The sequence below is a fragment of the Azospirillum soli genome (assembly GCF_017876165.1).
Lineage (GTDB): Bacteria > Pseudomonadota > Alphaproteobacteria > Azospirillales > Azospirillaceae > Azospirillum > Azospirillum soli.
Map to the genome: position 1 here is coordinate 25,138 of NZ_JAGINQ010000005.1, position 26,389 is coordinate 51,526.

Annotated in this window: 24 protein-coding genes; 7 read left to right on the forward strand and 17 right to left on the reverse strand. The window is 68.6% G+C overall.

The window, feature by feature from the left end; translation table 11 throughout:
• Positions 1 to 141: 141 nt before the first annotated feature.
• The 5 genes from J2852_RS09830 to J2852_RS09850 all read right to left on the reverse strand — a co-directional run bounded on the left by J2852_RS09830 (position 142) and on the right by J2852_RS09850 (position 7,256).
• On the reverse strand, positions 142 to 1,761 hold the full coding sequence (locus tag J2852_RS09830) for an ABC transporter substrate-binding protein (RefSeq protein WP_209874600.1): 1,620 nt from the start codon (positions 1,759 to 1,761) through the stop codon (positions 142 to 144).
• Between the two features lie 35 nt (positions 1,762 to 1,796).
• Positions 1,797 to 2,993, reverse strand: coding sequence for an amidase (locus J2852_RS09835; protein WP_209874603.1), 1,197 nt, complete (start codon positions 2,991 to 2,993; stop codon positions 1,797 to 1,799).
• 131 nt (positions 2,994 to 3,124) lie between these two features.
• Positions 3,125 to 4,771: an N-acyl-D-amino-acid deacylase family protein gene (locus tag J2852_RS09840; protein ID WP_209874607.1), complete on the reverse strand. Its 1,647-nt coding sequence runs from the start codon at positions 4,769 to 4,771 to the stop codon at positions 3,125 to 3,127.
• 8 nt (positions 4,772 to 4,779) lie between these two features.
• The gene (locus J2852_RS09845) at positions 4,780 to 6,033 is read right to left on the reverse strand and encodes a Zn-dependent hydrolase (RefSeq protein ID WP_209874610.1); all 1,254 of its coding nucleotides are present in this window, start codon (positions 6,031 to 6,033) and stop codon (positions 4,780 to 4,782) included.
• Positions 6,030 to 7,256, reverse strand: a complete 1,227-nt coding sequence (locus J2852_RS09850; RefSeq protein ID WP_209874613.1) for a diaminopropionate ammonia-lyase — start codon at positions 7,254 to 7,256, stop codon at positions 6,030 to 6,032. Before J2852_RS09850 ends, J2852_RS09845 begins: the two co-directional genes overlap by 4 nt.
• A gap of 128 nt (positions 7,257 to 7,384) precedes the next feature.
• On the opposite strand from J2852_RS09850, the gene J2852_RS09855 reads away from it, so the two are divergent.
• Entirely contained in the window at positions 7,385 to 8,275 is an 891-nt protein-coding gene (locus tag J2852_RS09855) for a MurR/RpiR family transcriptional regulator (RefSeq protein ID WP_209874615.1), read from the forward strand.
• Positions 8,276 to 8,345: 70 nt separating this feature from the next.
• Here J2852_RS09855 and J2852_RS09860 read toward each other — a convergent pair whose 3' ends face one another.
• From J2852_RS09860 to J2852_RS09895, 8 genes are all read right to left on the reverse strand, one after another.
• Positions 8,346 to 9,083, reverse strand: a complete 738-nt coding sequence (locus tag J2852_RS09860; protein WP_209874637.1) for a 2-keto-4-pentenoate hydratase — start codon at positions 9,081 to 9,083, stop codon at positions 8,346 to 8,348.
• 11 nt (positions 9,084 to 9,094) lie between these two features.
• Entirely contained in the window at positions 9,095 to 10,144 is a 1,050-nt protein-coding gene (locus tag J2852_RS09865) for a LacI family DNA-binding transcriptional regulator (RefSeq protein ID WP_209874640.1), read from the reverse strand.
• A gap of 25 nt (positions 10,145 to 10,169) precedes the next feature.
• On the reverse strand, positions 10,170 to 11,108 hold the full coding sequence (locus J2852_RS09870) for a 2-hydroxyacid dehydrogenase (protein WP_209874643.1): 939 nt from the start codon (positions 11,106 to 11,108) through the stop codon (positions 10,170 to 10,172).
• 12 nt (positions 11,109 to 11,120) lie between these two features.
• Positions 11,121 to 11,909, reverse strand: coding sequence for an amino acid ABC transporter ATP-binding protein (locus J2852_RS09875; RefSeq protein WP_281418439.1), 789 nt, complete (start codon positions 11,907 to 11,909; stop codon positions 11,121 to 11,123).
• A 62-nt stretch (positions 11,910 to 11,971) separates the two neighbouring features.
• On the reverse strand, positions 11,972 to 12,784 hold the full coding sequence (locus J2852_RS09880) for a transporter substrate-binding domain-containing protein (RefSeq protein WP_209874645.1): 813 nt from the start codon (positions 12,782 to 12,784) through the stop codon (positions 11,972 to 11,974).
• Between the two features lie 54 nt (positions 12,785 to 12,838).
• Entirely contained in the window at positions 12,839 to 13,492 is a 654-nt protein-coding gene (locus J2852_RS09885) for an amino acid ABC transporter permease (RefSeq protein WP_209874648.1), read from the reverse strand.
• 13 nt (positions 13,493 to 13,505) lie between these two features.
• The gene (locus tag J2852_RS09890; RefSeq protein ID WP_209874650.1) at positions 13,506 to 14,180 is read right to left on the reverse strand and encodes an amino acid ABC transporter permease; all 675 of its coding nucleotides are present in this window, start codon (positions 14,178 to 14,180) and stop codon (positions 13,506 to 13,508) included.
• 258 nt (positions 14,181 to 14,438) lie between these two features.
• The gene (locus J2852_RS09895) at positions 14,439 to 15,116 is read right to left on the reverse strand and encodes a TerC family protein (RefSeq protein WP_209874651.1); all 678 of its coding nucleotides are present in this window, start codon (positions 15,114 to 15,116) and stop codon (positions 14,439 to 14,441) included.
• A gap of 446 nt (positions 15,117 to 15,562) precedes the next feature.
• On the opposite strand from J2852_RS09895, the gene J2852_RS09900 reads away from it, so the two are divergent.
• The 6 genes from J2852_RS09900 (at position 15,563) to J2852_RS09925 (ending at position 22,368) form a co-directional block, all read left to right on the forward strand.
• Positions 15,563 to 17,023, forward strand: a complete 1,461-nt coding sequence (locus J2852_RS09900; protein ID WP_209874655.1) for an L-lactate permease — start codon at positions 15,563 to 15,565, stop codon at positions 17,021 to 17,023.
• A 103-nt stretch (positions 17,024 to 17,126) separates the two neighbouring features.
• A complete protein-coding gene (locus tag J2852_RS09905) occupies positions 17,127 to 17,810 on the forward strand; it encodes a GntR family transcriptional regulator (protein ID WP_209874657.1) in 684 nt (227 codons plus the stop codon).
• Between the two features lie 71 nt (positions 17,811 to 17,881).
• Positions 17,882 to 18,919, forward strand: a complete 1,038-nt coding sequence (locus J2852_RS09910) for a phosphotransferase (protein ID WP_209874660.1) — start codon at positions 17,882 to 17,884, stop codon at positions 18,917 to 18,919.
• A gap of 4 nt (positions 18,920 to 18,923) precedes the next feature.
• Complete coding sequence (locus J2852_RS09915) at positions 18,924 to 20,240, forward strand: aspartate aminotransferase family protein (RefSeq protein ID WP_209874662.1); 1,317 nt, start codon at positions 18,924 to 18,926, stop codon at positions 20,238 to 20,240.
• A gap of 158 nt (positions 20,241 to 20,398) precedes the next feature.
• The gene (locus J2852_RS09920; RefSeq protein ID WP_209874665.1) at positions 20,399 to 21,289 is read left to right on the forward strand and encodes an AEC family transporter; all 891 of its coding nucleotides are present in this window, start codon (positions 20,399 to 20,401) and stop codon (positions 21,287 to 21,289) included.
• Positions 21,290 to 21,660: 371 nt separating this feature from the next.
• On the forward strand, positions 21,661 to 22,368 hold the full coding sequence (locus tag J2852_RS09925; protein ID WP_209874667.1) for a S1 family peptidase: 708 nt from the start codon (positions 21,661 to 21,663) through the stop codon (positions 22,366 to 22,368).
• Between the two features lie 6 nt (positions 22,369 to 22,374).
• Here the strand turns inward: J2852_RS09925 and J2852_RS09930 are convergent, their stop codons facing one another.
• Genes J2852_RS09930 through J2852_RS09945 form a run of 4 tightly spaced genes read right to left on the reverse strand, consistent with a single transcriptional unit; the run spans position 22,375 to position 26,387 of the window.
• On the reverse strand, positions 22,375 to 22,872 hold the full coding sequence (locus J2852_RS09930; protein WP_209874670.1) for a hypothetical protein: 498 nt from the start codon (positions 22,870 to 22,872) through the stop codon (positions 22,375 to 22,377).
• Between the two features lie 16 nt (positions 22,873 to 22,888).
• On the reverse strand, positions 22,889 to 23,605 hold the full coding sequence (locus J2852_RS09935; protein ID WP_209874673.1) for a YMGG-like glycine zipper-containing protein: 717 nt from the start codon (positions 23,603 to 23,605) through the stop codon (positions 22,889 to 22,891).
• A 15-nt stretch (positions 23,606 to 23,620) separates the two neighbouring features.
• The gene (locus J2852_RS09940; protein ID WP_211112183.1) at positions 23,621 to 25,177 is read right to left on the reverse strand and encodes a formylglycine-generating enzyme family protein; all 1,557 of its coding nucleotides are present in this window, start codon (positions 25,175 to 25,177) and stop codon (positions 23,621 to 23,623) included.
• Positions 25,170 to 26,387: an FtsX-like permease family protein gene (locus J2852_RS09945; RefSeq protein ID WP_209874682.1), complete on the reverse strand. Its 1,218-nt coding sequence runs from the start codon at positions 26,385 to 26,387 to the stop codon at positions 25,170 to 25,172. The genes J2852_RS09940 and J2852_RS09945 overlap by 8 nt, the downstream gene beginning before the upstream one ends.
• Positions 26,388 to 26,389 lie beyond the last annotated feature (2 nt).

Below are 26,389 nucleotides of genomic sequence, written 5' to 3' on the forward strand. Positions count from 1 at the left end.
TGTGCGGAGTTTTCTGGATCCCCGCCTGCGCGGGGATGACGTGTGGAAAGGCGATTGCCGGCAGAGCAGGCCTTCATCAACGGCGGAAATTCAAATGCGATAGCCCTGGTGATGGGGTTAGGGAGGGGGCAAGTGCGACGGCTACTGCACCGACACCGGCGTCAGGTCGAGGAACCAGTTCCGCGCCTGGACGAAGCCCTTGACCTTCGGCGACATGGCGCGCGGCGCCACGTCGTGGACGATCCAGATGAAGGTCGCGTCATCGACCATCTTGGCGTGGATCTGGCCCAGAACCTCGTTCTGCGCGGCCGGCTCGAAGGTGTTCTGGGCCTTGGCGGCCAGCGCATCCATCTCCGGGTCCGCGTAGAAGCCCCAGTTCACGCCGTTGGGGGCGTGCAGGTCGCTTTTCACGAAGCGGATGAAGGCGTTGAACGGATCGACGGCGGCGTAGGAGTAGTTCAGGCCGTGGATGCCGGCGTTCTGCTCCGCCTTGGCGCCGGCGCGCCAGCGGTTGACCATGGAGGTGAACTCCATCACCTCGAACTCCAGGTCGATGCCGACTTCCTTCAGGTTCTGCTGGATGAACTCGTTCATCGGCAGCGGCTGCATCTGGCCGGATCCGCTGGGGGAAATGACGATCTTCGCCTTCAGCGGCTTCTTCGGGCTGTAGCCGGCCTCGGCCATCAGCTTCCGGGCGGCCTCGGGGTCGTACTTGATGTCGAAGGTCGGCTTGCCGTACCAGGGCGTGCCCTTCATGACGTGGCCGGTCGCCGGCACGGCGAAGCCGCCCAGCAGCTCGGTCAGGCCGTCGCGGTCGATGGCGAGGTTGGCGGCCTTGCGCACGCGGATGTCGTTCCACGGGCTGTCCGGCAGGCGGCTCAGGTGGTACGGCCAGATGTGCGGGTACGGGTTCGACGTGATCTGCATGCCCGACGACTTCAGGCGGGCGACGGTGTCGGGCGGCGGCGCCTCGATCAGGTCCACCTGACCGGACAGCAAGGCCGCGGTGCGGGTGTTCGCCTCCGGCATCGGGATCAGGACCAGCTTGTCGAGCTTCGGCACGCGGGCGACGTCCCAATAGGCCTTGTTGGGCGTCAGCTCGGCGCGCTCGCGCGGGACCAGCTTGTCCAGCTTGAACGGGCCGGTGCCCGATGGCTGGGCGGCGAACTTCGCCCAATCCTTGCCGACCGCCTCATACTGCGCCGGGCTCGCCATCAGGATGAAGGAGAGCTGGTAGGGCAGGAAGCTGTCCGGGGTCTTGGTCGTGAACTCGATGGTCAGGTCATCGATGACCTTGGTGGAGGCGACCGACGCCGCGCGGAAGCCGACCAGCGACGCTTGGCGGGCGTCGAAATGCGGGGCGTCCTTGTTCAGCAGCTTCTCGAAGTTCCAGGCCACCGCCTTGGCGTCGAAGGGCGAGCCGTCGTGGAACTTCACGCCGGGGCGCAGCTTGAAGGTCCACTTGGTGGGCTCCTTCGGGTCGGCCTCCCAGCTCAGCGCCAGCGCCGGCTTGATGACCGACGGCTTGTCGGCCGCCGACAGGTCCCAGTTCACCAGCGCGTCGTACAGGGTGTAGCCGGAAAAGCGGAACCCTTCGAAGCCGTTGTCGGGCGAGCCGTGAGTCAGCGGGATGTCGGCGGCGGTCATGCCGACGCGCAGGGTCCCCTGTGCCTGGGCCGTGGCCGGCGTGAGGCTGGCGGCGGAGAGGGCAAGCGCGGCGGCGCCGGCCAGAACGAGGCGCCTGGAGAAGGTGGGCGTCATGTCGAACGTCTCCCTGAGAGGGCGGGGTGGCGGACTTAAGCGGGAATTGCGGAAAGGGCTTTGGCCGCCTTGGCGGCGGCGGCGAGCAGAAGGCGGTCGGCGCCGGGAGATGCCACCAGCGCCAGCCCGACCGGCGCGCCGCCGATGCGGACGGCGGGAATGTTGATCTGCGGCACGCCGGCCAGCCCGGCCGGGCAGGTCAGGCGTTGGGCGCGGAACCGATAGGCCTCCAGCACCGCGTCCGGGTCGTCGCGGCGCGGTGGCGGGGCGGGGACGGTCGGCAACACGGCCAACACCCCACCAGCCAAGGCAGCGCGCAGATGCTCCGTGACCCGCACGCGGACGGCGTTGGCCGGGGGCACCGCCTCGTCGGGAAGGTCGAGCGCCGCCTGGAAGCGTTGCACCAAGCCGGGGCCAAAGGTCGGGTTGGTGTTGCGTATCCAGTCGCCGTGACCGCGCTTCAGCTCCGCCATGGTCAGGGTGCGGGTGGCCTCGAACGCCTCGGCCAGCGGCAGCGGCGCCAGCGTGCCGCCCCGCGCGGTCAGCCCGAAGGCGGTTTCCAGCGCCGCGAGCACCGGCACGAAGGCCTCGCGCAATTCCGGGTCGCACTCGGCGAAGGCGTCCTCGGGGACCATCAGGCCGGTGACGCTCGTCGGCGCGTCGGTGGCGTCCGGCGGCAGCAGAATGTCGCCGAGTGCGGCGAGATGCGCGGGGTTGCGGGCGAACCAGCCGACCGTGTCGAAGCTGGGGGCCAGCGGGACGAGGCCCTCGGTCGAAATGCGCCCGTGCGTCGGGCGGATGCCGAACAGCGCGCAATGGCTGGCCGGGACGCGCACCGACCCGCCGGTGTCGGTGCCCAGCGCCACATCGACCGCACCACCCGCGACCGCCGACGCCGACCCGTTGGACGATCCGCCCGGCACGCGGTCGGGTGCCGCGGCGTTGATCGGCGTGCCGTAGTGGTGGTTCCGGCCGTTCAGGCTGAAGGCCAGCTCGTCGGTGTGGGTGACGCCGCGCACCGTGGCCCCGGCGTCGAGCAGGCGCTGCACCGCCGGGGCGTTGCGCGTTTCCGGCGCGTGGGTGCGCTTCCAGTCGGGGTTGCCGGCGCCGGTCACGCGCCCGGCGATGGCGTAGAGATCCTTCACCGCGACGCTCAGCCCGGCGAGCGGGCCGTGGGGGGCGCCGTCGATCAGCACATCTGGATCTATGAAGGCGTTGAGGGCATCGCTCATGGACTTCCCCTCGGGAGAAAACGGGCGGGGCATCATCGCCCCCGCCGTTACGAGACCAGCCGAACCCGGTCCGCGTCAACAGAGATTTGAAACACTCGTTTCATAAAAAAGACGTAGAAGGATCGCTTGTTTCATGAGCGATGTGCCTGCGAAATGAGCGGGCGGCCGGCGAAGGGCGGAACCGAATGGAAGATCCCGTGGTCGAGCACCCGCGCGCCGTGCACCCACACGACGTCGATGCCCTCCGGCGGCACCAGCGGATTCAGGTAGTCGTTGCGTTCCCGCACGCGATTCCAATCGAATAACACCAGGGAGGCGTCCGCCCCCTCCCTCAGCACGGGGTCGGGCAGGCGCAGGAAGCGGCAGGGCATCGTCGCCATGCGGAACACGATTTCCTGCAACGGTATGCCCATTTCGCGGGCAAGCCGCAGCGCCTTGGGGAAGGCGCCAATGGCGCGCGGGTGCGGTTTCTGCCCCGGTCCGGGCATCAGGCCGTCGGTGCAGATGGCCATGGTCGGGCGGCGGAAGAATCGCTCGACGGTCAAATCGTTGCCGTAATGGGTGATGATCCCGATCTCGGCCTCGTTGTCGGCGTAGAAGTCGAAGACCGCGTCGAAGGCCGCCCGCGAGTCGAGGTCGGCGGCACCCCGCGCGCGGGCCACGTCGCCCAGCCGCTTGCCCAGGAAGGCGTCGCCCACCCCTTCCTTCACGCCGGCGATCTGGATGCCCTCCAGGCCGCCGCAGAAATCGACGAAGTTGTCCCAGCCCGTCGTGTCGCCGCGCATGCGCTGGTAGAGCGCACCCCGCACGCCACGGTCGCGCAGCCGCGCCACGAACTCCGCCCGCGTCCCGGCGCGGATTTCCGGCGGGAAGATGGCGTCGCCGGTGGTCGAACCGGCGGTGTAGGGGTACATGTTCTCGATGGTCGGGATGCTCGCCGACGCATCGGCCAGCATGCCTTCCAGCGCGCCGATCTTCGCGTAGTTGCGCCTGCCCGCGATCTTGGAATGCTCGTTGCCGTAAGCACCGCCGCCCTCCACGGCGGCCTCCAGCACCTCCTTCAGCGATTCCAGGATCATGTCGCTTTCGGAGCGCAGGTGCGGGAACAAGGCGCCCGGCTTCACCTCGTTGAAGGCGCGGACCAGCCCCGTGATCTCCCGCTGGTCGGAATAGACGGCGGGGTTGTAGACGAGCCCCGTGGACAGCCCCAGCGTCCAGGGGGCCTCGCGCCGCACCACCTCGGCCATGGCCGCCACCTCCGCGTCCGTGGCGACGCGGGCGAGGTTGCTCATCACCACCCGCCGCACCGCGCTGTGCCCGAGGTACAGGCCCATGTCGGTCACCGAGCGGCCCTGGTGCCAGGCAAAGAACTCGGCCACCGACGACCAGCCCCACTCCCCTTCGATGGCACCATCCAGAGGCTTCAATTGGAGCGCGTATTCGCTGCGTTGCGCCTCGGCCACCGGGGCGGGGGACAGGCCGTCCACGCCGCAGATGCGCTTGGTGACGCCGCCCAGCAGCGCCATCTCGCAGGCGACCGGCAGGCCCCGCGCCCCGATCCGCGTGCCGCCCAAAGCCCCGTGGTTGTGCATGTCCACGAAGCCCGGCGCCAGCGCCCGCCCTTCCGCCTCGACCACATGGTCGGCGGTCTGCGCCTCGGTCAGCGGGACCGCGCCCAGCCGGACGATGCGGTCGTCCTCGATCAGAACGTCGCCCGCGAAGGGCTCGGTCACCCCGTCTCCGGGCACAATGAGGGCGTCGCGGATCAGTTCGCGCATGGAAAACCTCAGCCGTTGGCGAGATCGAGGAGGAGGTGGAGCAGCAGGTCCGCACCCGCCCGGATGTCCTCGGTTGCCGTGAATTCGCGGACGTTGTGGCTGACGCCGCCGGCGCTGGGCACGAAGATCATGCCCGCCGGGCAGATCCGGGCCAGCATCTGGGCGTCGTGGCCGGCGCCGCTCGGCATGCGGCGGACGGAGCGGCCCTGCCGTTGGGCAAGCGCCTCCACCTTGGCGACCATGGCGGGGTCGAAGGCCACCGGCTCGAACCGGGCGAGGCGGCGCGCGACGATGCCCACCCCCTCGGACTCGGCAAGGGCGGCGACGAAGGCGGCCAGCCGCCGCTCCGCCTCGCGCAGCGCCTCTTCGTCGGTGTTGCGCAGGTCCACGGTCAGCACGGCGGTGTGCGGCACCACGTTGATCAGGTTCGGTTCCAGCGTCAGGGCGCCGACCGTGCCCACCTGATCGCCGCCCATCTCAGCCGCGATGCGCCGCACCTCCGCCGCGATGGCACCGGCGGCGAAACCGGCGTCGTGGCGCATCCGCATGGGCGTGGTGCCCGCGTGGTTGGACACGCCCCGGATCGTGTATTCGGTCCAGGAGATGCCCTGCACGCCCTCCACCGCGCCGATGGTGACGCCCTCGGCCTCCAGCACCGGCCCCTGCTCGACGTGCAGTTCCACATAAGCGCGCACCGCTGGGGCCCGCACGGCCGGGCTGCCGCAGGGCGCGTCCCCGGCGTAGCCGATGCGGGCCAACTCGTCGCCGACCGTCGCACCGTCGATCCCCACCGTTGCCAGCGCCTCGGCCAGCGGCAGCCCGCCGACATAGACGAGGCTGCCCATCATGTCCGGCGCGAAGCGCGCGCCCTCCTCGTTGGTGAAGACGGCGACGGCCAGCGGGAAATCCGTCTCGATGCCCGCGTCGTTCAAGGTCCGCACGACCTCCAGCCCGGCCATCACGCCGAGGTTCCCGTCGTAGCGACCGCCGGTGCGCACCGTGTCGATGTGCGAGCCGGTCATGACCGGCGCCCCCTCGCGGCGGCCGGGCCGCAGCCCGACGACGTTGCCGATGGCGTCGATCGACACGCGCAGGCCCAGATCCCGCATCCAGCCGGTCACGAGGTCGCGCCCCGCCCGGTCGGCGTCGGTCAGCGCCAACCGGCAAACACCGCCGCCTTCAATGGCCCCCACCTGGGCCAAGGCGTCGAGACGGCCGAGAAGGCGGTCGAGATCGATGCGGAGCGCGTCGTGCCCGCTCATGCCGCCCTCACCTGTTCGGCGCTGCGCCCGACGATGGCGGCGTAGAGGTCGGGATCGGTGTCGCCCTCGCTGCCGAACAGCAGCACGCGGGAGTCAGGCCCCAGCCCCAACGCCTCCGCCTGTCCGTTGCCCAGCGCGCACAGCAGCCCCGCCAGTCCGGCGACTGCGGATTCCCCCGCCACCAGCGGCCGGTCGCCGCCTGTACCCGCCGCCAGCAGGCGCATGGCGTCCTTCGCGGCCTCGTCTGTGATGGTCTGGAAGTCGTCGGCGCCGGGCGCGAGGATGGTCCAGGCCAGCAGCGAAACCTCGCCGCAGGCCAGCCCCGCCATGATGGTGTCCAAGTCGCCGTGCACCGCCATCGGGCGGCCGGCGCGGGCGCTTTCGAACAGGCAGGCGGCCTTGTCCGGCTCGACCACCACGACGCGCGGGCGGTCGGCGCCCCAGCGCTCCCACAGGTGGCCGCAGACGGCGGCGGCCAGCCCGCCGACGCCGGCCTGAATGAAGACGTGCGTCGGGCGTTCGCCGGGCGGAAGCTGCTCGACGGCCTCCTGCACCATGACCGTGTAGCCCTGCATGACGTCGCGGGGCACGTCCATGTAGCCCTCGTAGGAGGTGTCGGAGACCACCATCCAGCCGTTCGCCGCCGCGTCGGCCCCCGCCTGCCGGACCGCGTCGTCGTAGTTGCCGGCGGTGCGCACGACGGTGGCACCAAAAGCCGCGATGGCGTCGCGGCGGCCGTCGCTGACCGTGGCGTGGATGTAGATGACGCAGCCGCAGCTGAAGGTTTGCGCACCCCAGGCAACCGAGCGGCCATGGTTCCCGTCCGTGGCACAGGTCACGGTGATGGACGAGACGACGTCGCGGTGCTTCCCGCTCAGCAGGTCGGCGGCGCTCGGCGCTGGTCCCCCGGTGCGCCGCGCCACCTCGGCCGCCAGCAGGCGGAACACCGCGTAGGCGCCGCCCAGCGCCTTGAAGCTGCCCAGCCCGAAGCGGCCGCCCTCGTCCTTGAACCAGAGCCGCCCGATTCCGGCCGCCGCCGCGAGGCCGGGAAGCGCCACGAGCGGCGTCGGCGCATAGCCCGGCCAAGCGGCGATCTCCCGCCGGGCGGCGTCGTGCGCCTCCAGGTTCAGGACCCGGCGTTGCGCGGCACCGTAGGGAGCCTGCCGGTCGGCCATCGGGTTGTGGTAAAGGGCGACAGGGTGGAGATGGGGAAGCTTGGTCATTGGATTCTGCCTAACGCCTGCGGTCACCCTTCAAGCCAAGCGTTCGGGGCGCCGTCCGTCAACAGAATTGTGAACCTGGCGTTTCTTTTCTTGAAATGTCCGAAACACACGTTTCATAGTGAGGGTGCATGACCGGAACGGAGCCCATGGACGGAACCACGCCAAGCATCGAGCGGCGCATCCTCGACCTGCACGACCAGTTCACCGCCAGCGAGAAGAAGCTGGCCAAGGTGGTGCTGGAGTGTCAGGACAACCTCGCGGGCTATTCCGCGACGGAACTGGCCGACCGCGCCGGCGTGTCGAAGGCCACCGCCGTGCGCTTCTTCCGCCGGCTCGGTTATGAGAGCTACAACGAGGCCCGCGTCCAGGCGCGCGATGGCGGCGAGGCCGGGTCTCCGCTCAGCGAACTGCTGGAATCGGGCGCGCCGTCCGCCCTGGCGGGCAATCTGGGCGCGCATCTCGGCCAGGATCTGCAGAACCTGACGCGCACGCTGGAGGGGCTGCGCTCCGACACGCTGAACGAGGCCGTGACAGCCTTGGCCAAGGCGGAACGCGTGTGGGTCGTGGGGTTCCGGAACTCCCGGACGCTGGCGGTCTACGCCCACGCCCTGCTGGTGCAGCTGAAGCCCGACGTGCGGCTGGTGCCGAGCGGGAGCCTGTCGCTGGCCGAGGAGATGGTGGATGTGGGCCCGAAGGACGTGGTGCTCGCCATCGGGTTCCGGCGGCGGATGCAGGCGCTGCTGGACGCGCTGGACGTCGCGCGGGAGGTTGGGGCGCGGTCGATCCTGCTGACCGATCCGACGGCGGTGCGCAGCGCCGGGATGGCCGATATCGTGCTGCGCTGCTACACGCGCAGCGTATCGCTGTTCGATTCCTACGTGGCGCCGATGAGCTTGCTGAACCACATCTTCAGCCGCGTCGTCGCCGCGCTCGGCGATGCGGCGGTCGAGCGGATGGACCGCATCGAGCGCGTGCATGGCCGCCTCGCCACCTTCGCCCTGAGGCCAGAGCAGGATTGACGAACGACGCTGTGGCAGAACCGGAGCCGGCAGGCCGCAGGGGAGGATAGTCTCCGGTCGCTGGACGGGCCTACTCCACCGTCAGTTCGATGGTCCCCATGGTGCCGTAGGTCGCGACGGAGCGGCTGCCCGGCCGCACGAAGACGGTGCCGATGCAGGAGCCGGTGGTGACCACGTCCCCAGCGTGCAGGCCGCCGAAGCCACGCACGCCGACGTTCGCCATCCACGCCAGCAGGCGCACCGGATCACCGGCGGAGTTGCCGCCGACCGTCTCGATTTCGCGCTTGCCGTCCACGTCCAGCGCGACGCGCTCGGCCAGCGGGTCGAGGGACCGCCAGTCCGCGATGGCCGGGCCGACGACCAGCGCGCCGTGGTTCATCTGGTCGGCCATGTGGCTGAGCGGATCCTGGGAGCCGAAACCGGCGAAGCGCGTGTCCACGATCTCGAACGCCGGGTGGACGGAGGCCACGGCGTCCAGCACCTCCTTGCGGCTGTAGGGCTCGGCGCGCGGGGGAAGGTCGCGACCGAGGCGGTAGGCGATTTCCGCCTCCATCCCGATGACCTGAAACAGAGAGGCGGGCAGGCGCTTCACCCGGTCGAAGATGGTCGCCCGGTTGATCGGCGCGCGGAACGGTTCAGAGTCCAGGCTGTGGGCGCCGACCTTCCAGGCGGTCACGGGGCCAAGACGGCGGGCGACCTCCTCCTGGATGGCGTAAGCCTCGGCCGTGTCGGCGGGGCGGGCGGGCAGGGCGGACAGCCAGCGGCGGGTCTCGCGCGCGGCGATCAGAGCGCCAACGGAATCGTTCATGGAACAATCATTCATGAAATACTGGGCCTTTGGGTCATGGCGCCGCAGCTTTCGCGCACGACGAGGCGGCTCGGCAGGATCACGCGTTCCTGCGGGCCTTGCGGGTCGGCGATGCGGCGCAGCAGAAGGCGGGCCGCCTCCTGGCCGATCTGCCTGGCGGAGGTGGCGACGGTGGTCAGCGCCGGGCGGCTGAGCGCGGCTTCCGGCACGTCGTCGAAGCCGGTGACGGCCATGTCGCGCCCGGCCTTCAGCCCCCGTGCCTCCAGCCCCAGCATGACGCCGAAGGCCACCACATCGGAGAAGCATAGCGCGGCGGTGGGCGGGTCTGGCCGGTCGAGCAGGGCGCCGACGGCCTCCGCCCCGGCCCGGCGGGTCAGCGGACAGCGCACGATCATGTCCGGAGACAACCCGTGCCGGCGCATCGCCGCCGCAAAGCCCTTGCGCCGCTCAGTGGTGGCGGAGTGGGTGAGGTTGCCGCCGACGAAGGCGATGCGGGTGTGCCCCAGCCGGATCAGATGCTCGGTCAGCGTCTCCATGCCGTATTCATAGTCCACGCCGGCATAGTCGCCGTCGCGCGCGGACAGGAAACGCAGCGCCTGCACGCAGGGCAGCTGCCACCGGCGCAGGCGGTCGAGCAGGTCGGGCTGGGTGCCGCCGGCGGGGCACAGGATCACCCCGTCAACATTGTGTTCCCGCATGCGCTGGAGAAACCGGTCCTGGCGTTCCGGCAATTCCGCCGTGTTGGCGAGGAAGGCGACGAACCCCTCCTTGTCCAGCACATCGTCCACCCCCGCCGTCATCTCCGAAAAGAAGGGGTTGTTGATCTCGCAGATCAGCAGGCCCACGGTCTGGGTCCGGGCGGCCCGCAGGGTGGCGGCACCCCGGTTGTACACATATCCCAGTGCCTCGATGGCCGCCTGGACGCGCTCGCGCGTTTCCGCCGCCACCAGAGGGCTCCCCCGCAGGACGAGCGAAACCGTCGAGCGCGACACCCCGGCGTGGTTGGCAACCTCCGTCAGGGTGATGCGGGTCTGTGGGTTCCGGTCGTCCAGGGCGGTCATGGGAGCGATAATGGCTGGCGAGACATCACACGACCGGCGTGCGCAACGGCTGCCCGGCGAAGAAGGCGGTCAGGTTCGCGAGCACCAATTCCCCCATTTCCGTCCGGGTTTCCAGCGTGGCGCTGGCTTGGTGCGGTTGCAGAACCACATTGTCAAGCGCGAACAGGGCTTCGGGGACGTGCGGTTCGTTGGCGAAGACGTCGAGGCCGGCACCGCCCAGGCGGCCTTCGGCAAGCGCCGCCACCAGTTCCGGCTCGTCCACCACGCTGCCGCGCGCCACGTTGATCAGGATGCCTTCCGGCCCCAGCGCGTCCAGCACCGCCCGCCCGACGAGGTTTTTCGATTCCGGCCCGGCGGAGGCGGCGACCACCAGAATGTCGCTGTCGCGCGCCAGATCCACCAGCGATGGCACGAAGCGGTAGGGCACGTCGGCGCGCGGCTTGCGGTTGGTGTAGGCGATGCTCATCCCGAAGCCGGCGGCGCGCACCGCGATGGCCTCGCCGATGCGGCCAAGGCCGAGAATGCCCAGCCGCTTGCCCGTCGCCTTGCGGGCCAGCGGCAGCTTGCCGGTCGGCCACTGGCCGGCGCGCACGAAACGGTCGCCCACCACCAACCGGCGCGAGGCCGCCAGCAGCAGCGCCATCGCCAGATCGGCCACGTCGTCGGTCAGGACGCCGGGCGTGTTGGTGACGCGGACGCCGCGCGCGCGGGCGTGTTCCAGATCCACGGCGTCCGTACCCACGCCGTTGATGGCGATGATGCCGAGATTAGGGCAGGCATCGGCCACGGCGTTGCTCACCCCGGTGCCGCCGCCAGTGACAATGGCGCGGACGCGCGGCCCCACCTCCGCCAGCAGGCGGTCCCGATCGGGCGCCGAGGCGAGGCGGTGGACGGTGTAGGACGCGTCCAGCGCCGTCTCGATGGCCGGCATCATGGGTTCGACCAGGATGATCTCAGGCTTCATGAACGACGGTCCTCAGTGGGAGAGAATCTGGCCGAGGAAGGTCCGGGTGCGTTCGGACCGGGGATTGGTAAAGAATTCCTCGGGCGTGTTCTGCTCGACGATCTCGCCCCGGTCCATGAAGATCACGCGGTGCGCGACCGACTTGGCGAAGCCCATCTCGTGCGTCACGCACAGCATGGTCATGCCGTCCTCGGCCAGGGAGATCATGGTGTCCAGCACCTCCTTGACCATCTCGGGATCAAGCGCGGAGGTCGGCTCGTCGAACAGCATGACCTGGGGATTCATGCACAGCGCACGGGCGATGGCGACGCGCTGCTGCTGCCCGCCGGACAGCTGGCCTGGGTACTTGTCGGCCTGCTCCGGGATGCGCACGCGCTCCAGATACTTCATAGCAATGGCCTTCGCCTCCGCCTTGGGCAGGCCGCGCACCTTCAGCGGCGCCAGCATGCAGTTCTGAAGAACGGTCAGGTGCGGGAACAGGTTGAACTGCTGGAACACCATGCCGACCTCGCGCCGGACGACGTCCAGTTGGCGGTGGTGGGCGCCCAGTTCGACCCCGTTGACGGTGATGCGGCCTTCCTGATGGCGTTCCAGCTGGTTGATGCAGCGGATCAGGGTCGATTTGCCGGACCCGGACGGGCCGCAGATGACGATGCGTTCGCCCCTGTGGACGTCAAGGTCGATGTTTTTCAACACCTGGAAGCTGTCGTACCATTTCTGGACGCCTTCCATGCGGATGATGACGTCCTTCTCCATGGGTCGCGGCACGGTGGTTCCCTTGAGATCGTCGGCCAGCGCCATGTTTTGTCCTCCGGTTCTTCGAAGCGTCCTCGCGGGCTTAGGACCCGCGAGGACTTTCACGATCAGGACTTGACGGCCGACGGCAGGTCGGTGCCCAGCCACTTCTGGTGGATGGCGTTCAGCTCGCCGTTGTTCTTCACGGTATCGACGAAGTCGTTGACCCACTTCAGCAGGGCGTCCTGGTTCTGCCGCATGGCGATGCCCTGGACTTGGCTGCGCAGGACGAACTTCATCTCGTAATCGTTCTGCGGCGCCATCTTCTTGATCTGCTGCGCGACCACGTTGCTGATGCCCAGCGCGTCGACCTGGCCGGACAGCAGCGCCTGTACCGCGCCGGCGTCGTCGTCGAAACGCATGATGCGCGCGTCCTTCGGCGCCGCCGCCGTAACCGACTGGTCCTGCGTGCTGGCGCGGGTGACGCCGACGCGCTTGCCCGACAGATCCTCCGGCCCCTTGATGGCCGTCTTCTTCGGGGCGAGCAGGCCGATTTCGATGGCGGCGTAGGGCTTGGAGAAGGTGACCTGCTTGGCGCGCTCCTCCGTGATGCCGAGCGAGGCGACCAGCAGATCCACCTTGTTGGTCAGCAGGTAGGGGATGCGGTTCGGGCCGGTGACCGGCACGATCTCCACATCGACGCCCATGTGCTTGGCCAGCAGCTTGGCCACGTCGGCGTCATAGCCGTCGGGCTTGCCGTCGGACGTCGTGATGCCGAAGGGCGGGAAGTCCACCAGCATGCCGACGGTCAGCTTCTTCTTGGCCTTGATCTCATCGACGGTCTGGGCCGAGGCCGGAACGGCGAAGCCGAAGCTGAGTCCGGCGGCGGCGGCCATCATCAGGCCGGCGACGGCCAAGCGGCGGGAGATGGGGAAGTTCATGAGCGTTTTCCTCGCGGTTCTTTGGTTTTTGACGGGGGTATTGATGGGTGTCTGTCAGCGGCTGCGGGCCGCGTAACGCTGCTCCAGCCTCGCGCTCAACAGCGACAGCGGCCAGCACATCAGGAAATAGAGCGCCGCCACGATGCTGAAGACCAGAAAGGGCTGGAAGGTGGCGTTGTTGACGATCTGCCCGGCGCGGGTCAGCTCGGTGAAACCGATGATCGCAGCCAGCGACGTGCCCTTGATCAGCTGCACCAGATAGCCGACCGTGGGGGGCACGGCGATCTTCACGGCCTGCGGCAGCACCACGTAGCGCATCAGCCCCGGATAGCGCAGACCCAGCGCGGAGCCCGCCTCCCACTGGCCGCGCGGCACCGCCTGGATGCAGCCGCGCCAGATCTCGCCCAGGAAGGCGCTGGCGTTCAGCGTCAGGCCCAGCGCGGCGGCGGCCCAGGGGTTGATGTCGAAGCCCAGCACCGTGGCCCCGAAGAACACGAGGAACAGCTGCATCAGCAGCGGCGTGCCCTGGAATATCTGGATATAGCCGGTGGTAGCCAAGCGGACCGGCTTGATGGTGGAGGTGCGGCCCAGTGCCACGAACAGGCCGACCGTGGCGCCGCCCAGAAAGGCGATGGCCGACAGCGCCAGCGTCCATTGCACGGCGCTGAGCAGGAACAGGAATTCGTTGTACCCGAAGGAGCGGATCATGGCGTGGGGCTCCTCACCGGCGGTCGAGGTCGTAGGCGAAGACAAGCCGCTGGATGCCGGCGAACAGGGCCGAGAACATCATGGCCAGCACCAGATAGATGCCCGTCACGACGATGTAGATCTCGAAGCTGCGGAAGGTCTGCGACTGGATGTTGTTGGCGACGGAGGTCAGCTCGTCCGCCGAGATCGCCGACACCACGCTGGAACTGAGCATCAGCAGGATGAACTGGCTGGTCAGCGCCGGATAGACGGTGCGCAACGCGGGTTTCAGGACCACGTAGCGGAACACCTGCAAGGGGCGCAGACCGAGCGCGAGCCCGGCTTCGATCTGGCCTTTTTGGATCGATTCGATGCCGGCGCGGATGATCTCCGTGGCGTAGGCGCCGACGTTGACCACCATGGCGACCAGCGCCGCCACATCCGGCGACATCCGCAGCCCGAGGCTGGGCAGCCCGAAGAAGATCAGGAAGATCTGCACCAGGAACGGCGTGTTCCGGATGATCTCGATGTAGGCGTTAATCAGCCAGCGCACTGGCTTCGGCCCGGAGGTCTTGCCCAGTGCGCACAGAATGGCGACGGCGAGCCCGATGACCATGGCGCCCAGCGACAACTGGACGGTCAGCCATGCCCCTTGGAGCAGGTAATCCCACGACGCGAGGACCGCGTCGAATTGGAAGTCGTAATTCACGGGCATCCCTCCGCATCCGCGTCACCCACCTCGTCTTGGGGTGCGTCGCGCGGATTGCCTTTCCTTGAACTCTTGACCGAACGAACGGCGGTTCCGGCTTTTAAGAAACGGTAATTGGATCGATCCAAACGCGCAAGGGCGAAAATGGATCGCATTACAAACAATCGGCAGGGCGATGTAAATCCGTAGCCGAGGATGGGCGTCATTACGATCGGTTCGCGGTGCGATCAGCCTGAGCGCACCGCGAGCCAGGATCGGTCAGGCCAAGGAGCGGAGCACCTCGTGGCTGCCGCGCCAGATCATGTCGGCGGCGACGTAGGTGATGATCGCAAGGCCGATCCAGCCGATCCAGCGGTGCTTGTGCAGCACATGCGCGATCATGTTGGCTGCGGCGCCCATCAGGACGACCGACAGCAGCAGGCCGATGACCAGGATGGTCGGGTGCTCCTTCGCGGCACCGGCTACGGCCAGCACGTTGTCCAGCGACATCGACACGTCGGCCACGATGATCTGCCAGATCGCGGCCCCGAAAGAGGTTGCGCCGGCGGTGGCGACGGCGGCATTGCCCATGGTGTTGCCGGTAACGCTGGCGCCGGCCGGCACGTCGGGCGCGCTGAGGGCCTCGTCGGGCGCCACCTCGTCCTCGCCGTGCGTGCGCAGCTCGCGGAACATCTTCCAGCAGACCCACAGCAGCAGCACGCCGCCGGCCAGCGTCAGGCCGATGATGGCAAGAAGCTGCGTGGTGATCAGCGCGAAGAAGATGCGCAACCCGATGGCGGCGGCGATGCCCCAGAAGATGACCTTGCGGCGCATCGCCAGCGGCACGGCTGCAGCCGCCATGCCCACGACGATGGCGTTGTCGCCGGCCAGCACGAGGTCGATGGCAATGACCTGGAACAGCGCGGACAGCGCTTCGGTCGTGAGAAGATCGGTCATGTGGTGCGTTATCTCTTGTATTGGGCAAGAGAGCGGCACGCCTGCGGGGACCATTCCGCGGTCTCGGCGGGAAGCCGGACCGAAGGCACAGGCGGGGACCACTCTGCGTGTCTTCCAGTCCGACATCACAGTTCAGGGGAACTGCCAGAGGGGCCCGGCCTGGTCGCCAAGCTGTAGACGAATGAGGCGTGCGTCTCAACCCCGATGACGCGGGCGTTGCGGTTCGGTCTTGACTTGGCTGATGCTCTTGAGTGGATGGCAGCTATGCGCTGGCGGCATGACATTTCTTTTCCCGGACAATTTCACGCCTTTGCGGGATGTAGATTGGTCTTTGGCGTGACAATGGCCTTTGAGCCGATTGCAACGCCCGCAGTATACTAGTATGCCGATGTGGTCGGTTTTTACGGAAGCCGACCCTGACACTCCGCGGTTAAATTCCCCCGATTATGACGCTCGCACTCCACATGATGCCGCTGGTCGGCACCATCCTTCTCCTCGCTTCCCGCCGTGTCAGCCTGCTGAACGCGGGTGTGATCGGCATGCTGCTGGCGCTCGCCATGCTGATCGCGGCACAGCCATCCGTCGACGAGGGGCTGAACACGGTGGCGGTCAAGGCTGCCGAGGGCGCGTGGTTGGCGTGGCACGCCATGTCGATCATCGCCGCTGGCCTGCTGTTCCACCGCGCCTTCGAAACCGGCCCCCGACAAGAGGGCGCTACGGTCCAGGGAGACCGGCGCCGCGCCGTGTTCGTCGCCTGTTTCCTGGTCGGTCCCTTCGCTGAGTCCGTCACGGGCTTCGGCGTCGGTCTGGTCGTGGCGCTCGCCATGCTGCGTCACATGGGCCTGCCGTTGGTCCACGCGGCGGCACTCGGCTTGTTCAGCCAGGTGCTGGCTCCGTGGGGGGCGATGGGCGTCGGCACGCGGGTGGGCGCCGAACTGATCGGTGTATCCTTCGCCGAGCTTGGAACGGCGAGCGCGCTGCTGATGGCGGTCGTGCTGCCGTGTCTTTTGCCGGTCTTCTGGCGCCTCATCCACCAGTCGGGACTGAAATCCACCTTGGCGGACCGGGCGACCGATCTCGTTCTTATCCTGGGACTGGCCGCGCTGATCTGGGCGACCAATCGCTTCGTCGCCCCGGAACTGGGCGGGGGATTGGCGACGGGGATCATGCTGGTGCTGGTCGAAGGCCCGCGCCTTCTGCGCAGCGACGTGGACATGGGACAGCTTCTTCGGCGCCTGTGGCCCTACGTTGCGCTGGTTTGCGGTCTGATGGCGACGCGTCTCGTGCCGCCGCTCTCGGACTGGGCCGGGAATTGGCTGGTGCTCGACCCGTTTGCCGGCTTGGCGCCGCTCGCCGTGCTGCGCCATCCGGCGACCTGGATGGTGCTGATCGCCGCCATCCTCCTCGCGCCGCTGCCCGGCGGCCGAGCCAGGGAGGTGGCTAGTGGCGCCGTTCGCGCGGCCCTGGTGCCCATGGCGGCAACTCTGGTTTTCGTCGAGCTGGCGACCTTCATGTCCGCGTCGGGCGGAGCCGCGATGTTCGGTCAAGCATGGCGGGAGTTCGCCGAAAACATGGCCGTGCTTGCGACGCCGGTCTTTGGCGCGGCCGCGGGGGCGCTGACCGGTTCCAACACGGCGTCCAACGCTCTGATGATGCACATCCAGCTGAGCCTCGCGGCCGAGAGCGGCCTGTCGCCGATGCTCACGGCGGCGGTTCAGACGGTCTCGGGGAGCATCTGCACGATGCTGACCCCCGGCCGCATCGTCCTGGCCGCCGGCCTGCTCGGTCTGAAGACGGCGGAAGGAGCGATCTACCGTTTGGCGCTGCCCATCGGGCTGGTGTCCGTCCTGTCCCTGCTGGCCGTCATCGTCGCAGTGGTCGGTCTGACGGCATGGGGTTTGGTGTAGCGCGTCTGCGGGAGGTCAAGGCGCGTCTTGACCTCCATCCTTTTACCCCTCATTATGATGCATCATACATCGATGGGGCGGATATCGGGGTGGTGAGCGAACGATGGCCGGGTACGATTTGAGCCTTGTCGAGCACGACAACCTCGGCAGCACGATTTACCAGAAGCTGTGCGAGGCCCTGATGAAGGGCGTGTTCAAGCCGGGCGACCGTCTCAAGATCCGCGACATGGCGGAACAGCTGGGGACGAGCGTCACGCCGGTGCGCGACGCCATTCTGCGGCTCGTTCAGGATCAGGCTCTTGTGCTGCGCTCGCCGCGCGACATCCGCGTTCCCATGCTGACCAAGGCCGGCTATCTGGAAATCCGCGACATCCGCCTCAACTTGGAAGGGCTTGCCGCCGAGCGTGCCGCCCAGAAGGCCACGCCGGCCCAGATTCGCGCCCTGGAAGCCCTTCTGAAACGCAACGAAGAGGCGATCGGCGCGGACGACACGCCGCTGGCGACCGAACTCAATCAGATGTTCCACTTCGCACTCGCCGACATCGCGGACATGCCGGTGCTTCGCGACATTCAGCGGCGACTGTGGCTCCAGATGGGACCGCTGATCGCCGACGTTTACGGGGGCGCCGGACGCGTCATGATCGACCACCACTATCCGCTGATGGACGCCATCCGCCGCCACGATGGTCCGGCCGCCAGCCACGCCATCCAAACCGACATCCTGTCGGCCAGCGGGCCGATTCTGGAGCGGATCGACGCGGCGGCCACCAAGCTGGTCACCTCCTGATGCGCGCCCATTCCTTTATCCAAGATGATGCATCAAACATCGAAGCTTCGAGCGACGAGGAGACATCGGCCATGACGCCAGAGGATGTTTTGACCACCATTGCGCCGCCGATCTCCATGGACGAGGCCGCCGCCGTCGCGAAGCGGTATTTCGGCGTGGCCGGCACCGTGCGCGCGCTGAGCAGCGAGCGTGATCGCAACTTCCACATCACCGCCCCGGACGGGCAGGGCTATGTGCTGAAGTTCACCAATCCGGCGGAACCGCAGGTCGTCACCCACTTCCAAACCGAGGCCATGCTGCATGTGGCGGCGCGCGACGCCACGCTGCCGGTGCCGCGCGTCGTGCGGACCCTGGATGGCGGGACCGAGGTGACGGTTCAGGCCGATGGCCGCGCCATGGTGCTGCGGCTGCTAACCTACCTCGATGGCACGCCGCTCCACGCCACGCCGGCATCGCCGGGGCAGATGCGGGCGCTGGGCACGACCCTGGCCCGGCTGGACCGGGCGCTCGCCGATTTCGAGCATCCCGGCTCAGAGCGGGATCTGCTGTGGGATATCACGTGCACCGCCAGCGTCCGGGACCGGCTGCACCATGTAGAGGACGAGGCGCGCCGGCGGATGGTCGAGCGGTTCGTCGACCGCTTTGCCGACGAGGTGGCCCCCCGGCTGCCCGCGCTGCGCCATCAGGTCATCCACAACGACCTCAACCCCCACAATGTGGTGATCGATCCGGTTGGACATGAGGCGGTCACCGGCATCATCGACTTCGGCGACGCGCTGAGGGCCCCGCTGGTCAACGATCTGGCGACGGCGCTTGCGTATCACGTCGCCAGTGGCGAGACGCCCTTTGGTTCCATCGTCGCGATGACCCGCGCTTACAACGCCGTGCTGCCGCTGAAGCCGGAGGAGGTGGAGTTGCTGCCCGATCTGGTGGCCGCCCGCCTTGCCCTGACCATCGGCATCACCAGTTGGCGGGCCGCCGTCTACCCCGAGAACCGCGCCTACATTCTGCGCAACGCCGAACGCGCTTTCGCCGGTCTCGGCCGGCTGACCGGCGACGAGGCCCCCACCGCGACCCGCCTGCTCCGTCAGGCCTGCCAGGAAGACTGATCCCATGACCATGATCAACGCCTATGCGCCCGACGCCGCCGGTTCCCTGCCGGAGCGCGAGCGCGCCCTGATCGCCCGCCGCGAACGGCTGCTCGGCCCGGCCTACCGCCTGTTCTACGCCGACCCGGTGCACGTCGTGCGGGGTGAGGGGGCGTACCTCTACGATCCCGACGGCAACCGCTATCTGGACGCCTACAACAACGTCGCCTCGGTCGGGCACTGCCGGCCGGAGGTGGTGGAGGCGATGGCGAAGCAGGCCGCCGTGCTGAACACCCACACGCGATACCTGACCGACGGCATCCTCGACTTCGCCGAGGCCTTCCTGGCGGAGTTCCCGGCGGAGCTGTCGCACCTGATGATGACCTGCACCGGCAGCGAGGCCAACGACCTGGCCCTGCGCGTCGCCCGCGTCCACACCGGGGGGACGGGCGTGGTCATCGCCCACAACGCCTACCATGGCGTGACCACCGCGCTCGCCGAGATGTCGCCCTCGCTCGGCCCGGCGGCGAAGCTGGGTGACCACGTCCGCGTGGTGCCGGCGCCGGACAGCTACCGCATCCCGGAGGCCGAGGTCGGGGCCGCCTTCGCCCGCGCCGTGGAAGCGGCCATCGCCGACATGGCGGAACAGGGCATCAAGCCGGCGGCGCTGCTGGTCGATACCATCTTCTCCAGCAGCGGCGTCTTTACCGATCCCGCCGGCTTCCTCGCCCCGGCGGTGGAGGTGATGCGCAAGGCCGGCGGCATCTTCATCGCCGACGAGGTGCAGCCCGGCTTCGGGCGGCTCGGCACGCACATGTGGGGCTTCGCGCGCCATGGGCTGGTGCCGGACATCGTGACCGTCGGCAAGCCCATGGGCAACGGCCATCCGGTGGCCGGCGCCGTGTTCCGGCCGGAGGTGATCGAGGCTTTCGGGAAGAACCAACGCTATTTCAACACCTTCGGCGGAAACCCGGTGTCCTGCGCCGTGGCGCTCGCGGTGCTGCGGGTGATCAAGGCGGAGCGTCTCCAGGAGAACGCCCTGACGGTCGGCACGGAGATGATCGAGGGCCTGCGCGGCCTGTCCGCCAAGCACGACCTGATCGGCGACGTGCGCGGCAACGGCCTGTTCATCGGCGTCGAGATGGTGCGCGACCGCGCCCTGAAGACTCCTGCGTCGGAGGAAACCGCCCGCGTGGTCAACGGCATGCGCCAGCGTCGGGTGCTCATCAGCGCGACCGGGCAGGAAGGCCACATCCTGAAGATCCGGCCGCCGCTGGTCTTCTCGTCGGACGACGCCAAGCTGTTCCTCGCCACCCTGGACGAGGTGCTGGCGGCGCTGTAGCGCATCCCACCCTTGCATGTCAGCGTGGGCGCCGCCGTTGTGCCGGGCTTCGAAGTCCGGCACCTTCGGTGGCGACAACGTTGTCCTCAACAGGGATGGAGGCTGCTGACATGTGGTTCGCAACGGCCGGGGCCACGGCTGAGGATGCCCGCTAGCCCATGGACCTGCTGACTCCCCTGTCCGACATCGCCGCCGTGGTGGTGCCGGTGTTTCTGATCGCGGCCATCGGCTATGGATGGAAGCGGGCAAACCTGCCCTACGACAGCGCCTTCATCACCACCTTCGCGGTCAACGTCTCGACCCCGTGCCTGGTCTTTTCCTCCTTGGTGCGGCTGACGCTGGGCGGGGACGAGCTGCTGACCATGGCGCTGGCCTCCTTCGCTTGCATGGCGCTGGCAGGCGCGGTGGGGGCGGTGATCCTGCTGGCCTGCCGTCTGCCCATGCGGGTGTATCTGCCGGCGCTCAGCTTCCCAAACGCGGGGAACCTCGGGATTCCGGTGTGCATGTTCGCCTTCGGTCAGGCAGGGCTGGGGCTGGCGGTGCTGTTCTTCGCGGTGCTGGCGGTGTTGCAGTTCACCCTCGGCCCGGCCATCGCGGCGGGAAAGATGGACCTGCGGCAGGTCGCGCGCACGCCGGTGGTCTACGCCGTGGCTCTGGCGCTGCTGGTGCTGGGCGTCGGGGGGACGCTGCCGCAATGGCTGACCAACACGACGGCGCTGCTCGGCAACTGCGCCGTGCCGCTGATGCTGTTCTCGCTGGGGGTGGCGCTGTCCGGCCTGCGCATCCAGGGCATGGCGCGGTCGCTGAGTATGTCGGCGCTGCGCCTCGGCCTGGGACTGGCCGCCGGGCTGGTGGTCGTAGAGGCGATGCAGCTGGAAGGGGTGGTCCGGGGGGTGGTCCTGCTGGAAAGCGCCATGCCCGTTGCGGTGTTCAACTACCTCTGGGCTTTGCGTTACGGCAACGCGCCGGAGGAGGTGGCGGGCACGGTGCTCGGCTCCACGGCGCTGGCGGTGCTCGGGCTGCCGTTTCTGTTGCTGGCCGTGATGTAAGGCCCGTCCGCACACGCCCCCGACGTTTGTCTGTCGTGCATGTTCAGGAACGTGGTACACCAAAATGGAGAAGTCCGGCTTCTGAATGAACGAAACGGCGCGTGTTGGAGCGGTGAATGCAGCGAACCTCCGTTGCTCTCGGTTTGGCGCTGTCGGTCCTGGTGGGAATGCTGGGCGGGTGCGACCGCCCTTCGGACAGTGCGGTGGTTGAGCAACAACTGCAGGAACGGGTGGAACGGAACCGCTCCCTTCAGCAGCGCATCGACGAACTGCGGGCCCAGGTGCAGGGCGACGTTTGCGCGCCGGCACCGGGAGATCCTGGCCACGCCTCAGCAAGCCCACCTGCGCCCCCCCGGCCTGCGCCCCCCGTCGTGCAAGCGTCCTCCGCTCCGCCCACACTTCTGACGCGCGAACAGCTGGTGCGGCGGCTGGAGGCCACCACGGTACTGGTGCTGGCGCCGCCGATGACGGGGTCGGGCTTCTTCGTCACACCGGACACGGTCATCACCAACCGCCACGTGGTCGAAAAGGCTGAGAACGGCGAGGTCATCCTGGTCGGCAAGGGGCTGGGCGAGCCGCTGCTGGCGCGCGTCGCCGCCGTCACGCCGACCGTCCCGAAGGACAGCAACGGCCGCGACTACGCGATCCTGAAGCTTCAGCAGGGCGTCGCCGGGCGGCAAACCTTGGCCATCGCGCGGTCGGTCGCTCCGCTGGAGGAGGTGGTCGCCGCCGGCTTTCCGGGGCTGCTGCTCAGCAACGACAGCAGCTTTCAGGCTTTGCTGAAGGGCGACCTCGCGGCGATTCCCGATCTGGCGCTCAGCCGGGGCGAGGTCATGGCGATCCAGAACCGTGACCAGGGCTTCGCCACCATCGCCCACACCGCGCAAATCTCGTCGGGCAACAGCGGCGGCCCGTTGGTGGACCGCTGCGGCCGGGTGGTGGGGATCAACACCTTCCTGACCGTGAACGCGACGGAAAGCAGCAAGGCCGCCTACGCGCTGGCCGGCGCGGATCTCGCCGGCTACGCCGCCGCGCATGGTGTCGGCCTCGCCGTGACCGACACCAAGTGCGGCGAGTGATCCAGCTCAGCGCTTGAGCGCGAACTGCACCTGACGCTCAAGCTCCTCCTTCGACCGGCGGAGCTGTTCCAGCCGCTGGGCGCGCTCCTCCGGCGTGGCGAAGCCGTCGGCCTGGGCGAGCTTCGTGTCGCGCTCCAGCTGTTCGGCCTCCACCGACAGGCTGGCGAGCTTCGCCTTGGACGCGCTTTCCCGGCCCTGGGCCACCGCCAGCCGGCGGCGCAGTCCGGCAATGTCGTTTTGCAGGGTTTGCAGCTTGGCTTCCGACGCGCGGCGCTGGTCGGCAACGGCGGACTGCTCCTGCTGGGCGCGGTCCAGGGCGCGCTGGTTGGCGATGCGCTGGTCCTGCTGGTTCTCCAGCTCCGTCTTGCGCTCGTCGATGCGCTTGGAGTAGTTGCCGCTGGACAGGCCGCCGACGCCGCCGAAGAAACCGCCCTTGGTCGGATCGTCGGTCACGCAGGCGGAGAGCGGCAGCAGAAGGGCGGCGGCGAGAAGGGTGCGCTTCATGGACGTGTCTCCGCGATCAGCCGACGCGGGTGACGGACCGGCGCGTCACCAGCTGGTTCAACTCGTTCTCCAGGGTTGAGACCTGGCCTTCCAGCTGCGCGATTTCCGCATCCATCGACGAGGTGTTCATGCGCTTTTCCGCGCGGGTCTGGTTGGACGCCTCACGGTACTCCTTCACCTTCTTCTTCAGATTTTCGATGGTCTTCTGAAGGTGCGCGACGTTCTGATCGACGGCGGCCAGACGGCGCTTGGCCTCGTCAGCCTTCATGGTGCCGGCGGCGAGTTCGCGCTGGACAAGGGCGATGCGGTCACGGTCTTGGGCGATTACGTCGCGCGCCGAGGCGGTCAGTTGTTGGAGCTTCACGTTGTCGTTCCGCACGTCGGCGACCATGCTGTCGAGGCGAGCTTCCTCGTTCGCGTAGGTTTCCTTCTGCTTGGCGACCATATAGCCGGCGCCGAGACCGGCGGCGAGTCCGGCGCCCGCGCCGATGGCCGCCCCGCGCCGGCCGCCGATGGCGGCGCCCAGCAGCGCGCCGACCAGCACGCCGGCCACCGCACCCTCCGCCATCGTCTGGTTGAAGTCCTGCGATTGTTCATACAGGCGCTTTTCGGCGGGCGTCATGGTGGTGGTGTCGCGCTGGGTGGCGCAGGCGCTCAGCGTCATGACCACGGCCAAGGCCGCCGCAGTGTTTCGAAAGGCGGTGTTTCGAAGGGTGGTCCGGTTCTTCAGCATCCTGGGTCCGCTCCGTCAGCGATTCTTCTTCAGTTGTTCCAGCCACTGGTCGCGCTCGGCCTTGCGCGAGGCCCGGTAGGCCTGCGTGTGCCCGAGGAAGACCCCGGCCGTGCGGACGAGGTCGGTAAGCCCACTGTTTTTCAGTTCCAACGCCAGCACCTCGTTCTGTCGGGCGAGTACGTCCGCATGGTAATCGTCCGCCGCGCGCAGAACGGTATCCGCATAATATTTAAGATTTCCATCCAGGATCCCGCGCTCAACGTCGAGCTGGCCCTTGTAGCGCTGGGCCAGGGCATCCTGGGCGGAGGACGATTTGACGCGAGCCTCGTACACGGCGGCCAGCTGGTCGATGGAGCGGGCGTCGTCGGCCAGCTTGTTGCCGAGAAAGGCGCCCAGCCGCAGCAGCACGCGGGCGGCGCGGTCGCGCTGTTCGTCGCGGGCGGCGATGTTGCCCTTGATGGTGGTTTGCAGATTTTGCAGGCGGCGCCGGACGTTCTCGTCCTCGGTCGCCTTGACGATGACGTTCAGCTCTTCCACGGGGTCGGTCAGGGCCGGGCCGCTGAGGTTTTCGGCTGCGGTGCCCAGCGCGCTCCAGGCGCTCTGGATGCCTTTCAGCTGGGTCGGGCTGGTCACCACCGGGGCGGCGACCACCAGCCGGAAGCCGGTGGAGCCGCTGCGGCGTGCGCCTTGCGCGTCGTAGAAGGGCTGCTCCTGCCGGTAGCTGGTGCGCACGTCGGCCTCCGACGTGAACAGGTTGCCGCCGCGCACGACGAAGCCGCCGGCCTGTCCGTGCGGACGGGTGACGCGGTTCAGGCGGAACGGCTCCCACACCATCTCGTCGGCGTTGCCCAGCGTGTCGTGCAGACCGAGCGGGTTGGGCAGCAGCAGCCCGGTCAGTTGCAGCTTGCCGTTGGCCGATTGGCTGCCCTGGAACCAGACGTAGCGGGCCATGCCCTCCGGCGTGGGGAATGTGCGGTCCTCAAACTCGGTCGGCGTGACCTTGGTGCCGCCGCGTGCCGCGAATTCCCACTCCGCCTCGGTCGGCAGGCGCAGGAAGCCGGCCTCCTGCTCCTCGCGCGGCAGCTTGTCGGCGGCGTTGGCGCGCGCCCAAGTGCTGTAGGCGTCGGCGAAGCCCACCGCCTCGAACCAGGTGACGTTTACCTTGGGCAGGCGCAGCCGCATGGATGGCTGCGGGCAAGTTCCGGACAGCGCCTGGAATTGCAGGTCGCTGACCTCGTACTTGCCGATCAGGTAATAACGCCCGCCTTTGCCGGCGCCGAAGCTGCCGGCGATGAAGTCGGCGTGCTTGTTTTCGGCGTAGGCCGCCGCCTCGTCGGTGCCGCCCAGCATCACCTTATAGTCGCCGAGCGGTCCGTCCGACGGCACCTCCACCCGGCGGAAGGCCATGGCGCCGCCGCAGGGCATGGGAAGGATTACGTCCTCCTTGTCCGGCTTCGGGTTCCACAGATTTTCCGCCCAGGGGGCCGGCAAGGGGGTCGGGGCGTCCGCCGCCAGGGCGGGGACGGCAAGGGCCGCCAGAAGGGCGGCGCCGGCAAGCGCGCGGCTAAACATCCCGCAGACACTGCGACGGTTCGATGCGCGACGCACGGATCCCTCCGAGACTGGATGCGAGAAGAGCGAAAAGCAGGGTGAGCAGAACCGCCGCCCCGGCCGCCTCCGGCGTCAGGCGGCAGACGACCTCGTCCCGCGTGGGGTTTTCCGCCAGCACGCGGTTCAGCGCGGCGGCGACGGCGGCGTAGGCGGCGCCGGACAGGGCGCAGCCGAACAGCGCGGTCAGCGCGGCCTGCGCGGCGGGGAAGGCGACGAGCGGCGCCGTGGTGAAGCCGACCAGCCGCAGCAGGGCCAAATCCTTCTGCTTGCGGTCCACGTTGGCCCACAGGCTGGCGGCCAGCGACAGCACGAGGCCGGTCGCGCCGATGCCCGCGATGATGGCGAACAGGAAGCTCAGCACCCGGTCGATGGCGCGGACCTGCTCGATCTCCGCCGCGCGGGTACGCACCTCCAGCCCTCGGGCGGTCAGCGCGGCGGCCAGCGGCGCCACGGCGTCGATCCCGGCGGCGTACAGGCGGACGCTGGCGAACAGCGTGCGCGGCGGGGCGGGGCGCTCGCCCGGCCAGCCGAGGTCCGGAACGGCGAAGCCGTCGCGGAAATCCTCCGCCGCGACCAGCAGCGGCAGGGGAACCAGCACCGCTTCGCGGACGAGCGTGGAGTCCGGCAGCACGTCCAGCACGGTCAGCGACACGGACGCGGCTTCCCGCCGTTCCCCGCTGCTGCGCGGCACGACGGCGGTCAGGCGCCCGCCGGGACCGACGCCCAGCTTGCGCGCCGCCGCCGCGCTCAGCACCGCCTGGGCGGCATCGGCCGGCACCGGGCGGTTGTCGAGCAGCGGGTCGCCGGGGCCGGTGGGCAGCATCTCCACCGCCGGCAGCACGCGGCGCCCATTGTCCGCATCGGCCAGCAGGTCGATGGTCGCGGCGAGGCTGCGGGTGCGGGGTGCGGCGAAGCGGACCAGCGGATCGGCGGACAGGGTCTGGAACCACGGCGTTTCCAGCCGGCCGTTGCCGAGCACGACGATTTCCAGATTGGCCGGGTCGGCCTTCAGCCGCTCGGTCAGGGTGGTGACGATGCCGGATTTCAGACCGAACAGCACCAACAGCGGCGTCAGCACCGCCGCGAGTGCCAGCACGAGACAGGCGGAAATCCGCCATTCGTGCAGAAAGTCCTTCCAGGCGAAATGCAGGGCGGGCAGCCAGCGGTTCATCG

Coding starts and splice junctions, on each gene's coding strand:
- J2852_RS09830 (WP_209874600.1), bottom strand. CDS start 1,761: ATGACGCCCACCTTCTCCAGGCGCCTCGTTCTGGCCGGCGCCGCCGCG.
- J2852_RS09835 (WP_209874603.1), bottom strand. CDS start 2,993: ATGAGCGATGCCCTCAACGCCTTCATAGATCCAGATGTGCTGATCGAC.
- J2852_RS09840 (WP_209874607.1), bottom strand. CDS start 4,771: ATGCGCGAACTGATCCGCGACGCCCTCATTGTGCCCGGAGACGGGGTG.
- J2852_RS09845 (WP_209874610.1), bottom strand. CDS start 6,033: ATGAGCGGGCACGACGCGCTCCGCATCGATCTCGACCGCCTTCTCGGC.
- J2852_RS09850 (WP_209874613.1), bottom strand. CDS start 7,256: ATGACCAAGCTTCCCCATCTCCACCCTGTCGCCCTTTACCACAACCCG.
- J2852_RS09855 (WP_209874615.1), top strand. CDS start 7,385: ATGACCGGAACGGAGCCCATGGACGGAACCACGCCAAGCATCGAGCGG.
- J2852_RS09860 (WP_209874637.1), bottom strand. CDS start 9,083: ATGAACGATTCCGTTGGCGCTCTGATCGCCGCGCGCGAGACCCGCCGC.
- J2852_RS09865 (WP_209874640.1), bottom strand. CDS start 10,144: ATGACCGCCCTGGACGACCGGAACCCACAGACCCGCATCACCCTGACG.
- J2852_RS09870 (WP_209874643.1), bottom strand. CDS start 11,108: ATGAAGCCTGAGATCATCCTGGTCGAACCCATGATGCCGGCCATCGAG.
- J2852_RS09875 (WP_281418439.1), bottom strand. CDS start 11,909: ATGGCGCTGGCCGACGATCTCAAGGGAACCACCGTGCCGCGACCCATG.
- J2852_RS09880 (WP_209874645.1), bottom strand. CDS start 12,784: ATGAACTTCCCCATCTCCCGCCGCTTGGCCGTCGCCGGCCTGATGATG.
- J2852_RS09885 (WP_209874648.1), bottom strand. CDS start 13,492: ATGATCCGCTCCTTCGGGTACAACGAATTCCTGTTCCTGCTCAGCGCC.
- J2852_RS09895 (WP_209874651.1), bottom strand. CDS start 15,116: ATGACCGATCTTCTCACGACCGAAGCGCTGTCCGCGCTGTTCCAGGTC.
- J2852_RS09900 (WP_209874655.1), top strand. CDS start 15,563: ATGACGCTCGCACTCCACATGATGCCGCTGGTCGGCACCATCCTTCTC.
- J2852_RS09905 (WP_209874657.1), top strand. CDS start 17,127: ATGGCCGGGTACGATTTGAGCCTTGTCGAGCACGACAACCTCGGCAGC.
- J2852_RS09910 (WP_209874660.1), top strand. CDS start 17,882: ATGACGCCAGAGGATGTTTTGACCACCATTGCGCCGCCGATCTCCATG.
- J2852_RS09915 (WP_209874662.1), top strand. CDS start 18,924: ATGACCATGATCAACGCCTATGCGCCCGACGCCGCCGGTTCCCTGCCG.
- J2852_RS09920 (WP_209874665.1), top strand. CDS start 20,399: ATGGACCTGCTGACTCCCCTGTCCGACATCGCCGCCGTGGTGGTGCCG.
- J2852_RS09930 (WP_209874670.1), bottom strand. CDS start 22,872: ATGAAGCGCACCCTTCTCGCCGCCGCCCTTCTGCTGCCGCTCTCCGCC.
- J2852_RS09935 (WP_209874673.1), bottom strand. CDS start 23,605: ATGCTGAAGAACCGGACCACCCTTCGAAACACCGCCTTTCGAAACACT.
- J2852_RS09940 (WP_211112183.1), bottom strand. CDS start 25,177: ATGTTTAGCCGCGCGCTTGCCGGCGCCGCCCTTCTGGCGGCCCTTGCC.
- J2852_RS09945 (WP_209874682.1), bottom strand. CDS start 26,387: ATGAACCGCTGGCTGCCCGCCCTGCATTTCGCCTGGAAGGACTTTCTG.